We start from the raw sequence: 10,479 nt of genomic DNA, 5'->3' as shown, positions 1-10,479 counted from the left end.
CCTGGTGATGGGACGGGTAGGGGCGGCGGGGGCGAAGAAACCCCCTTCCGCCACCCCACCCGAGGCCGCATCGCCCGCGACGAACCCCTCACCTTCACCTTCGACGGCACCGAATACCAGGGCTACAAGGGCGACACCCTCGCCTCCGCCCTCCTCGCCAACGGCATCATCCAGACCGGCACCAGCATCAAACTCGGCCGCCCAAGAGGCATCTTCTCCGCCGGCCCCGAAGAACCCAACGCGATCGTCCAGATCGAAGAACCCTTCCCCGAACCCATGCTCCCCGCGACCACCGTCGAACTCCACGACGGCCTCGTCGCGACCGGCCTCCCCGGCCAGGGCCGCCTCGCCACCACCCCGGACCCCGCCCGCTACGACGCCGTACACACCCACTGCGACGTCCTGATCGTCGGCGCCGGCCCGGCCGGCCTCGCGGCAGCCGCGGCCGCGGCGCACAGCGGCGCCCGGGTGATCCTCGCCGACGACCAACCGGAGCCCGGCGGAGGCCTGTTGGGCACGGCGGAGCACCTCGACTGGGTCGCGCGGACGACGGCCCTCCTCGAAGCCACCCCCGACGTCCGCGTCCTGCGCCGCACCACCGTCTTCGGCTACTACGACGACAACCACCTCCTCGCTGTCGAGCGCCGCACCCACCACCTCGGTGCGGACGCCCCCGCGCACGTCTCCCGCGAACGCGTCCACCGCATCCGCGCCCGCCGGGTCGTCCTCGCCACCGGCGCCCACGAACGCTCCCTGGCCTTCGCCGACAACGACCGCCCCGGCGTGATGCTCGCCGCCTCGGCCCGTACCCACCTCAACCGGCACGGCGTCCTGCCCGGCCGCCACGCGGTCGTGTTCACCACCAACGACAGCGCGTACGCGGCGGCGCTGGACCTGCACTCCGCCGGCGTCGAGGTGGCGGCGATCGTCGACACCCGCCCGGAGCCGGGGGAGTGGGCCGACCGTGCCCGCGAGGCCGGCATCGAGGTGCTGCCCGGCCACGCCGTCACCGGCACGGAGGGCGAAGCGCGCCTGACAGCCGTGACCGTAGCCCCGTACGGAACCGACGGAACCGACGGAACGACAACGGAGCAGCGGGAGTTCACCGCCGACCTCCTCCTCGTCTCCGGCGGCTGGAACCCCGTGGCCCACCTGTTCAGCCAGGCGGGCGGCACCCTGCGCCACGACGAGACGCTCGGCACCTTCGTCCCCGACTCCTGCCGTCAGGCCGTCGAGGTCGCGGGCGCCGCGAACGGCGTGTGGGACCTGCGCGAGATCCTCGCCCAGGGCGCCGCCGCCGGAGCCCGCGCGATCGAGGCCGAGGGCTACACCGCCCGGACCCCCGCGCTCCCGCAGGTGCCCGCACCGCCCCGGCCGACCCCGCCCCTGCAGGTCTTCACCGTGCCGGGCCGCGAGGGCGCCCCCCGCTTCGTCGACCTCCAACGCGATGTCACCGTCGACGACCTGGCCCGGGCCACCGGTGCCGGCATGCGCTCGGTGGAGCACACCAAGCGCTACACCACGGCCGGTACCGCCAACGACCAGGGCAAGACCTCCGGAGTCCTGGCGAGCGGAGTCGTCGCCGAACTGCTCGGCGTGGACGTCTCGGCGCTCGGCACCACGACCTTCCGGCCGCCGTACACCCCCGTCTCCTTCGCTGCGCTCGCCGGCCGCGACCGGGGCGCGCTCCACGACCCGATCCGTACGACCGCCCTGCACGAGTGGCACGTCGAGCACGGCGCCCGCTTCGAGAACGTCGGCCAGTGGAAGCGCCCCTGGTACTACCCGCGCGACGGCGAGGACATGACGGCGGCCGTCCTGCGCGAGTGCGCCGCCGCCCGCGACGGAGTCGCCTTCATGGACGCCTCCACCCTCGGCAAGATCGATGTGCAGGGCCCGGACGCGGCCGTGTTCCTGGACCGTCTCTACACCAACATGATGTCCACCCTGAAGGTCGGCATGATCCGCTACGGCGTGATGTGCCGGCTGGACGGCATGGTCTTCGACGACGGCACGGTCATCCGGCTCGCCCCCGACCGCTTCCTGGTCACCACGACCACCGGCAACGCGGCCGCCGTACTGGACTGGATGGAGGAGTGGCTCCAGACGGAGTGGCCGGAGCTGAAGGTCCACTGCACCTCCGTCACCGAACAGTGGGCCACCGTCGCCCTGGTCGGGCCGGAGTCCCGCGCGGTCCTCGGCTCCCTCGCGCCCGAACTGGCGGCCGGCAACGACGACTTCCCCTTCATGGCCTGGCGCGAGACCACTGTCGCGGGCATCGAGGCGCGCGTGTGCCGGATCAGCTTCTCCGGCGAACTCGCCTACGAGATCAACGTGTCGCCGTGGGAGGCCCGCGCCCTGTGGGAGGCGCTGGCCGAGGCCGGCGCGCCGTACGGCATCACCCCGTACGGCACCGAGACCATGCACGTCCTGCGCGCCGAGAAGGGCTACCCGATCATCGGCCAGGACACCGACGGCACCGTCACCCCGCACGACCTCGGCATGAGCTGGGCGGTGTCCAAGAAGAAGCCCGACTTCATCGGCAAGCGCTCCTACGCCCGCGCCGACACCGCCCGCCCCGACCGCAAGCACCTCGTCGGCCTGCTCCCCGAGGACCCCGGCACCCTCCTCCCCGAGGGCACCCAACTGGTCGCCGACAGCGTGCTGCCCGCGCCGCCGGTCCCGATGCTCGGCCACGTCACCTCCAGCTACCGCAGCGCGGCCCTCGGCCGGACCTTCGCCCTCGCCCTGATCAAGGGCGGCCGGGAGCGCGTCGGCGAGCGGCTCTACGCCCCCGTCGGCGACCGGCTGGTCCCGGTGACCGTCGCAAGCCCCGTCCTCTACGACCCCGAGGGAGCCCGCCGCGATGGCTGACACCGCCCCCACCACCGCGATGGCCGGCACCGCCCCCACCACCGCGGTGGCCGGCACCGCCCCGACCGCCGCCCCGCTCCGCAGCCCGCTCGCGGGGGCACGTGACCGTCTGGCCGCCGTGACCCGCGCCTCCCGGGGCGCGGTCCGGCTGGCGGAGCTGCCCTTCCTGACCCAGCTCGACGTGCGCCTCGACCCCAAGGGCGCGGCGGCCGACGCGGTCGCGCTGGCGCTCGGGCTGCCCCTGCCGGTGGAGCCCGACACCGTCGTACGCGCCGGGGAGTTCACCGCGCTGTGGCTCGGCCCCGACGAGTGGCTCGTGGTGGCACCGCCCGGGCGGCGGGACGTGGCGGGCCGTATCCGCGAGGCCGGCGGCGAGGAGCCGGTGTCCGTCGTGGACGTGTCCGCGCAGCGCACCACCCTGCTGGTCTCGGGACCCCGGGCGCGGGACCTGCTGGCCCACGGCTGTTCCCTGGACCTGCATCCACGGGCCTTCAGGGCCGGCCGCTGCGCCCAGACCACCCTGGGGCGCACCCAGGTGGTGCTGGTCGCGCGGGACGAGCCCAGCGAGGGGTTCTGGGTGCTGGTGCGTTCGTCGTTCGCCGGCTATCTCGCCGACTGGCTGGTGGACGCCGCCGTGGAGTGGACGGCCTGAGTCCCGGGACCTTCCGGGTCCCGGGTCTTCCGCGCGCGCTTCAGCCCAAGTAGCCCATGCGGCGGCTGAGTTCGTCGGCTCCCTCGATCAGGAGCGGGGCCAGTTCGTGCATCCGCTCCTCGGTGAGGCGGAAGGCGGGCCCCGAGGCGGTGAGGGCGGCGACGACCTCGCCGCCCGAGGAACGCACGGGCGCGGCCATGGCGTTCAGGCCCTCCTCGTACTCCTCCACCGTCATGGCGTAGCCCTGCTCACGCACCAGGGCCAGCTCCGCGTCCAGGCTCCGGCGGGACGTCAGGGTGCGGGCCGTCATACGGGGGAGCCCGGCCTCGGCGACGAGTTCGTCCAGGCGCCCGGGGTCGAGATGGGCGAGCAGGACCTTGCCGCTCGACGTGCAGTGCATCGGGGTGAGCCGGCCGACCCAGTTCTGGGCGGTGATCGCGGACTGGCCGCGCACCTGGTCGAGGTTGATCACATGGTGGGACTCCAGCACGGCGATGTTCATCGTCTCGCCGAGGGTGTCGGCGAGCCGCTCGCAGATCCCGCGCCCGTGCTTGGTCACGTCGATGCGCCCGGTGACCGCGCCGGCCAGCCGCACGATGCCGAAGCCGAGGCGGTACTTCCCGCGCTCGCCCTCCTGCTCGACCATCCCGTGCGCCTCCAGCGCGCCGAGCAGGCGGAACGCGGTGGACTTGTGGACGTCTATGGCGTCGGCCACTTCACTGACGCCTGCCTCGCCGCGCTGGGCCAGGATCTCCAGCACGGTGACAGCCCGGTCCACGGACTGCACACCGCCGCCGGACGCCCCCGCGGACTCGGTGCCGTTGCTGCTCATGGCGGAACCTTATGCGAAAGAGGCAACACAGGTCAGCGGAAGACCACCGTGCGCCGACCGTTGATCATGACCCGGCTCTGGCTGTGCCACTCGACGGCCCGGGCGAGGACCTGCGCCTCGACGTCCCGGCCCAGGGTGACCAGGGTCTCGGGGCTCTGCGCGTGGCTCACCCGCATCACGTCCTGCTCGATGATCGGGCCCTCGTCGAGGTCGGGGGTGACGTAGTGGGCCGTGGCCCCGACGAGCTTGACGCCCCGCTCGTGCGCCTGCACGTAGGGGCGGGCGCCCTTGAAGCTCGGCAGGAACGAGTGGTGGATGTTGATCGCCCGGCCCTCCAGCTGCTTGCACAGGTCGTTGGAGAGGATCTGCATGTAGCGGGCGAGGACCACCAGGTCGATGTCCAGCCGCTCGACGAGCTCCAGCAGCCGCGCCTCCGCCTCCGGCTTCGTCTCCCGGGTCACCGGCACATGGTGGAAGGGGATGCCGTAGCTCTCGGCGAGCGGGGCGAAGTCCGGGTGGTTGGAGACGATCGCCGGCACCTCGATGTTCAGCGCGCCGGTGCGCTGTCTGAAGAGCAGGTCGTTCAGGCAGTGGCCGAACTTCGACACCATGATCAGGGTGCGGGTCGGCATCGAGGCGTTGTGCAGCTGCCAGTCGATCCGGTACGCCTCGGCGACCGGGGCGAAGCCGGAGCGCAGCGTCTCCAGGGAGGTGTCCGGGTCCGAGACGTCGAAGTGGACGCGCATGAAGAAGCGGTCCTCGAGCCGGTCGTCGAACTGCTGGCTCTCCTGGATGTTCCCGGAGTGCCGGACGAGGAAGCCGCTGACGGCGTGGACGAGTCCGGAGCGGTCGGGGCAGGAGAGCGTGAGGACGAACTCGCGGTCGGGTTGCGGTCGAAGAGACACTGAGTCCTCCCGAAGGATGCGCATTACGCAACAGTGAGACTGATACGCAACATGCTCCCGGCAGTGGCGCCCCGCGGTCAAGGGGCCCCGGCCCCGAGAACGGAACGGCGGCCCCCGCTCGGCCGGTGGCTCCCGATCGTCAACGGCCGGGCGGCTCCCGGCAAAGGCGCGGACAGGGTTCGCCCCCGCGACGGGCCCTCCGCGTCTCTACGACCGTCCGGCCACACGCCGTTCACCCCGCACCGCCGCCGAACCGCCGCCGCTCCGACGGCCCCACCCGGTGACGGCGCCGACGGTCGGTCCCCGGCGCCCCCGATAGGATCTGAGGCACCGGACCTCGGGAGACATCGATGACGCCAGTGGCAGGACAGGGCGGGAGCCCCGGCGCACCGCGCGCCGTGGACGTGGCCCGGCTGGCCGGTGTCTCCCAGAAGACGGTCTCCCGGGTCTTCAACGGCGAGCGCTATGTCTCCGCGGACGTCCGGGCGCGGGTGCAGGCGGCCGCGGAGGAGCTCGGCTACCGGCTGAACAGCGCGGCCCGCGCCCTGGCCTCGGGGCGCACCCGCTCGATCGGCGTGGTCACCCTCGGCACCGCCCTGTACGGCCCCGCCTCCCTGCTCATCGGCATCGAGCGGGCCGCCCGGGACGCGGGGTACGCACTCCGGGTCGTCAACACGCTGGAGGGCGATCCGGCCGGCGTCGCCGGGGCCGTGGAGTCGCTGCTCGCCCAGGGCGTGGACGGCATCGTGGTGTCCGAACCGATCGACGAGGGCTCGGTGTCGCTCAGTGCCGGCGTGCCGGTCCTCGTCCTCGGGGCGCCCGCCCCCTTCGGCGGCCCGCGGACCGTGACCGTCGGTGTCGGCGCCGAGTCGCTGGCCCGGGCGGCCACCGAACACCTGCTGGACCTCGGTCATGTGACGGTCCATCATCTGGCGGGCCCGCAGAGGTGGTTCGCCGCCCGGGACCGGCTGCACGGCTGGCAGGCGGCGCTCGCGGTCCGCGACCGGGAGCAGCCGCCCGTCATCGAGGGCGACTGGTCGGCCTCGTCCGGCTACGCGGCCGGCCGGGCACTCGCCGCCGACGGCGAGGTCACCGCGGTGTTCGCCGCCAACGACGACATGGCCATCGGCCTGGTCCGCGCCCTGCTGGAAGCGGGCCTGCGGGTGCCGGAGGACGTGAGTGTCGTCGGCTTCGACGACATCCCCGTCTCCGCCTACGTCACCCCGCCGCTGACCACCGTCCGCCAGCCCTTCGACGCCGTGGCCCAGGAAGGACTCCGCCTCCTGGTGCGGGCCATCGAGGACCCGGACGCCGAGCCGGTCCCGGCGAGCGAACCGCCGGTCGAACTCGTCGTGCGCGGCTCGACGGCACCCCCGCCGTCGTCGTCCGGGCGCCGCAGCGCCGGCCGGCGGCGACCGGCCAACGCGTCCAGGCCCTGAGACCGGCTCCCGGACCACGCGTCCGGCCCCGGGAGAAGGCTCTCCCAGGGCCGGGCTCACAGGGTCGTCACCTCTCCCGTGCGTACGGCGCCACCGCGATCCGGTCGATCAGCGGTGCGTACCGGGAGCGGAGCAGCACCCCGGGGAAGGTGTCCGAGGCGTAGGTCGTGCCGTCGAAGTTGGGCAGTTCCTCGGAGCGGAAGGAGATCGTGTTCCGTCCCTTCTTCAGGGTGACCGGGACGGTCAGCTCCCAGAAGTCGTTCTGGTGGAAGGTGTGCGGGAAACCGACCCGCCGGACCGCGCCCCCGTTGACGGAGATGTCCGCGTGCCGGGCCAGCGGGTCCGGGTTGTAGTGGGTGGCCTCCGACTGCTCGGGGTTGGAGTAGCGCACGCGCAACGCGTACAGGCCCGCCCTGTCCGCGGTGACGTCGAAGGTCGCGGTGTTGCCGTTGCCCGGATCGCCACCGATGCCGGTGATCGCCGTACCGTCGGTCGCGAGCGACAGCGGGGTGAGCGTGGCCGAGCCCGCGAGGACGGCGTCCTGCGCCTCGTACGTCTGCACCGGCAGCGCGCCCTCGGTGGGCGTGACCGTCAGCCGGTCCACGAGCGTCGGGGCCGAACCGCCGGTCAGCGTCACCTTGTTGACCCCGCCGGAGAGCGAGACCGCCACCGCACGCCGGTCCTTGGCCAGCCGCAGCACCTCGTGCCCGTTCACCGAGAGGCGGCCGTCCGCGCCCCCGAGGGTGTCGACCCTGAGCGTGGCCTCGCGGTCGGCGGGGGAGTAGACCCAGAACGTGGCCGTCTGGTCCTTCGCGAGCCTGGCCGCGCCCGAACCGGTGGCCGCCGACTTGGGCAGGTCGTACACCGGCCGCGCCCCACCGCCCAGCCACGCCAACTCACCCTCGTACACCCGGGTGCCGGCGGACGCGTCCGGCAGGGACAGCGTGAGACGGTCCACGATGGCGTCCCCCTTCGTCGCACGCCTGCCGTCCAGGCTCTTCGCGGCGAGCGTCAGGGTGTGCCGGCCCTTGGTGAGCTTCACCTTGGTGTCGGTGTGGTCCCACACCACCCACTTGTAGCCCAGCGGCAGATACAGCTCCTGCTCGCCGGCGGCCTGGCCGTCCACCCGCAGGAAGACGTTGGTGGGACCCTGCTCCTTCACCTTGTCGAAGGTGTTGAGGGAGTTGGCGAAGACGCTCAGGTCGTAGGTGCCGTCCTCGGGCACGTCCACCGGGAAGTCGAGCGTGACGTCCGAGCCGGTGCGCAGCCCGCCCACGTCGTACCCGCCGGAGGTGTAGAACTTCGACACGTCCGACGTCGAGCCCTCGGGGCCGTTCTTCGAGTAACCGGACCCGGTGTGCGCCGCGTCCTCCGCCTCGTAGGAACCCTGCCAGCGCACCGGCGCGGTCTGCGTGCCCTTCGCCCGGCCCGCCGGGCTGAGGACGATCTCGTACGCCGATGACTCCTTCAGCGTCGGGAGCGTGCCGTCGCCGAAGTCGACGGTGACCGTGCCGTCGTCCGCGACCTTCAGGTTCCGCTCGGTGAGCAGCTTGGGACCGGAGTTGTCGCCGATCTGCCCGCTCCACTCGATCTCACGCACCCAGGCGTGCACGTTCGTGCCGAAGAGCTTCCTCGGTACGCCCGCGAAGGTGATGTGGCCCTTGCCGGTGGAGCCGCCGAACAGCAGCCGGGCCTGCTTCTTCTTCTCGTCCAGGGTGGCCACGCCCTGCATGGTGTAGTTCTGGCCGGGGAAGGGCGGGGTCACCGAGACGGTGTGGCCGCTCATCGAGGCGTAGGAATTCAGCAGCCACCACTGGCCGTTGCCCCGGTTCGACTGCACCGCCGAGTCGGAGAGGTTGCCGTCGATGTTCCAGTACGCGATGTCGGCGTCCACCTTGGACTCCTCGATCGCGGACACCCACTGGATCATCTGGCCGGGGACGGAGGTGTGGTAGTTGAAGGCGTACTCGTTGATGTTGACGGGGAGTCGGGTGCCCTCGCGAGCCGTGCCCCTGAACAACTCCTTCTCCCACACGCGGTACTTGGCCAAGCTCGCGCGCACCGCCTCCGGGTGGCTCAGCTCGTGCCAGGTGATGACGTCCGGGAGGGTGCCGGCGGCCAGCGTGTGGGTGAGGAACCCCTTCACCTGGTCGTACAGGACACTGGTGTTGGGCCCGGCGATCCGGGCGTCGGGCATCTTCCCCTTGATGAGCTGGTACGCGGAGTCCCAGGCGGCGAAGTAGTCGTCGGGGTCGCTCAGCCAGCTGACCTTGTCGTAACTCCACTGCCCGGTGCCGAACATGTTGCCCTCGGGCTCGTTGAACGGCACGAAGACGATGTTGTCCTGGTACTGCTTCGGCAACTGGAGCACCTGGTCGACCTGCTTGGCGATCTTCTCCTCGTACAGCTTGAGCTTCTGAGCCGGGGTGTCGCCCGGCCACTCGTAGGGGAAGCCGCGGTGGATGTCGGTCATGTAGATGTAGACATCGCCGTCGGTGGAGTCGGCCAGCGGCCTCACCACGTCCAGCGCGTCCGCGCCGGGGTGCTGCGGGCCGTCCTGGGCCTTGGTGGAGACCGTGCGCAGGCCCATGCCCTCGATGAGGTTGTTGGTGGGCACGTCCGGTCCGTACACGCCGTACAGGGTGCCGGAGGCGCCGCCGTGGAACGCCCCGGTGTCCGAGCCGAGGTCGACGGTGAGCTGGCCCTCGCGGACCACGGTCACGGTCGCCGTCACCGCCCGCCCGGCCGCGGTCCCGGCCACCGTGAAGGTCCCGGGTTTCGCGTACTTCTCGGGCGGTACGGCGTCCCAGACGATCGCCGTGTCGCGGTCGTAGCCGTCCGAGAAGGAGGACCGGACGGCGGCCGGGAGCAAGGGGGCGGTTCCGTCGGTCGTCCGGACGTCGAAGGACGTCCTCGACAGGTCCTGGAGGCTCGGCACGGTCCCGACCAGGCCGGCCACCTGGTCGGCGCTGAGCGCCGCGTGCCACACCGTGAAGTCGTCGACGGCGCCCTTGAGCAGCGGGTCCGGGTAGAGGGACTTGCCTATGTAGCCGGCCGCGGTGGACGAACCGCTCAGCAGATCCTTGGCCTTGATGGCGGTCGCCGCGGAGGACACCGCCACCCCGTCGAGGTAGGTGGTGAGCCGGCCGGCGGTGGTGTCGAGGGTGACGGTGACCGTGCGCCAGCCGTCGGCGGGGAGCGGCGCGTAGCCGCGCACCTGGGTCTCGGCGCCGCCTCCGCCGGTGGTCACCGAGGTCTGGAACAGCCCGCTGCCGTTGTACGGGGTGCTGAAGAGGTACCTGGTGGTGTCCGTGCCCAGGTCGAAGATCCGCTGCCAGGACGAGGTGTCGCCGCTCCATTTGACCCGGGCGGAGACGGTCAGGTCGCTCGCGTCGCCGACGACCTCGCGGGGCAGCCGTACGTACGCGCCGTCGGAGGTGGGCGCCCCGCCCGGCAGGGCCAGCGCCCTGCCGCCGTCGGCGCCCGTGACGGACTGGGCGGTGCCGGCGTTCACCAGGCTCGCCGTCAGACCGTTGCCCGAACTGTCGGCGATCTTCCCGGAGGCGAGGTCGTCCTGGTCGAAGGTGTAGCGGGCGACGGGGCCGGGCGGCTCGGCGGCCTGCGCGGGGACGGCGGGTGCGGCCAGCAGGCCCGCGCCGAGGGCCAGCGCCAGGCCGGCCGGGGCCCGGCGGCTCCTGGATCTGTCAGCGGATGGCATGGATGCGTCCTCAATCGTCGGGGGATCGTCGGGGGGAGGGGGAACAGGCTCCGGCTCCG

The 10,479-nt window shown here is 72.3% G+C and carries 6 protein-coding genes; 3 read left to right on the top strand and 3 right to left on the bottom strand.

The features are described from left to right. Both ACFULQ_RS36570 and ACFULQ_RS36565 read left to right on the top strand, forming a co-directional pair. Nucleotides 1-2,874: sarcosine oxidase subunit alpha family protein (locus ACFULQ_RS36570; protein WP_383552411.1), on the top strand; the 2,874-nt coding region annotated here is incomplete at its 5' end. A 46-nt stretch (nucleotides 2,875-2,920) separates the two neighbouring features. Then, a complete protein-coding gene (locus tag ACFULQ_RS36565; RefSeq protein WP_383552420.1) occupies nucleotides 2,921-3,526 on the top strand; it encodes a sarcosine oxidase subunit gamma in 606 nt (201 codons plus the stop codon). Nucleotides 3,527-3,566: 40 nt separating this feature from the next. On the opposite strand, the gene ACFULQ_RS36560 is transcribed toward ACFULQ_RS36565, so the two are convergent. Further along, entirely contained in the window at nucleotides 3,567-4,358 is a 792-nt protein-coding gene (locus ACFULQ_RS36560) for an IclR family transcriptional regulator (protein WP_383552408.1), read from the bottom strand. Between the two features lie 32 nt (nucleotides 4,359-4,390). Further along, nucleotides 4,391-5,263, bottom strand: a complete 873-nt coding sequence (purU, locus tag ACFULQ_RS36555; RefSeq protein ID WP_383552405.1) for a formyltetrahydrofolate deformylase — start codon at nucleotides 5,261-5,263, stop codon at nucleotides 4,391-4,393. A gap of 350 nt (nucleotides 5,264-5,613) precedes the next feature. On the opposite strand from purU, the gene ACFULQ_RS36550 reads away from it, so the two are divergent. After that, nucleotides 5,614-6,702, top strand: a complete 1,089-nt coding sequence (locus ACFULQ_RS36550) for a LacI family DNA-binding transcriptional regulator (RefSeq protein ID WP_383552402.1) — start codon at nucleotides 5,614-5,616, stop codon at nucleotides 6,700-6,702. A 67-nt stretch (nucleotides 6,703-6,769) separates the two neighbouring features. On the opposite strand, the gene ACFULQ_RS36545 is transcribed toward ACFULQ_RS36550, so the two are convergent. Further along, nucleotides 6,770-10,420, bottom strand: a complete 3,651-nt coding sequence (locus ACFULQ_RS36545; protein WP_383552399.1) for a LamG-like jellyroll fold domain-containing protein — start codon at nucleotides 10,418-10,420, stop codon at nucleotides 6,770-6,772. Nucleotides 10,421-10,479 lie beyond the last annotated feature (59 nt).

The sequence above is a fragment of the Streptomyces sp. NPDC057253 genome, assembly GCF_042669125.1.
GTDB lineage: Bacteria > Actinomycetota > Actinomycetes > Streptomycetales > Streptomycetaceae > Streptomyces.
The sequence above is the reverse complement of the archived record's forward strand: the minus strand, read 5'-3'. Positions and strand labels throughout refer to the sequence as shown.

Excerpts from the sequence above, each read along its gene's own strand:
- ACFULQ_RS36560 (WP_383552408.1), bottom strand. The coding sequence starts at position 4,358 with ATGAGCAGCAACGGCACCGAGTCCGCGGGGGCGTCCGGCGGCGGTGTG.
- ACFULQ_RS36550 (WP_383552402.1), top strand. The coding sequence starts at position 5,614 with ATGACGCCAGTGGCAGGACAGGGCGGGAGCCCCGGCGCACCGCGCGCC.
- ACFULQ_RS36545 (WP_383552399.1), bottom strand. The coding sequence starts at position 10,420 with ATGCCATCCGCTGACAGATCCAGGAGCCGCCGGGCCCCGGCCGGCCTG.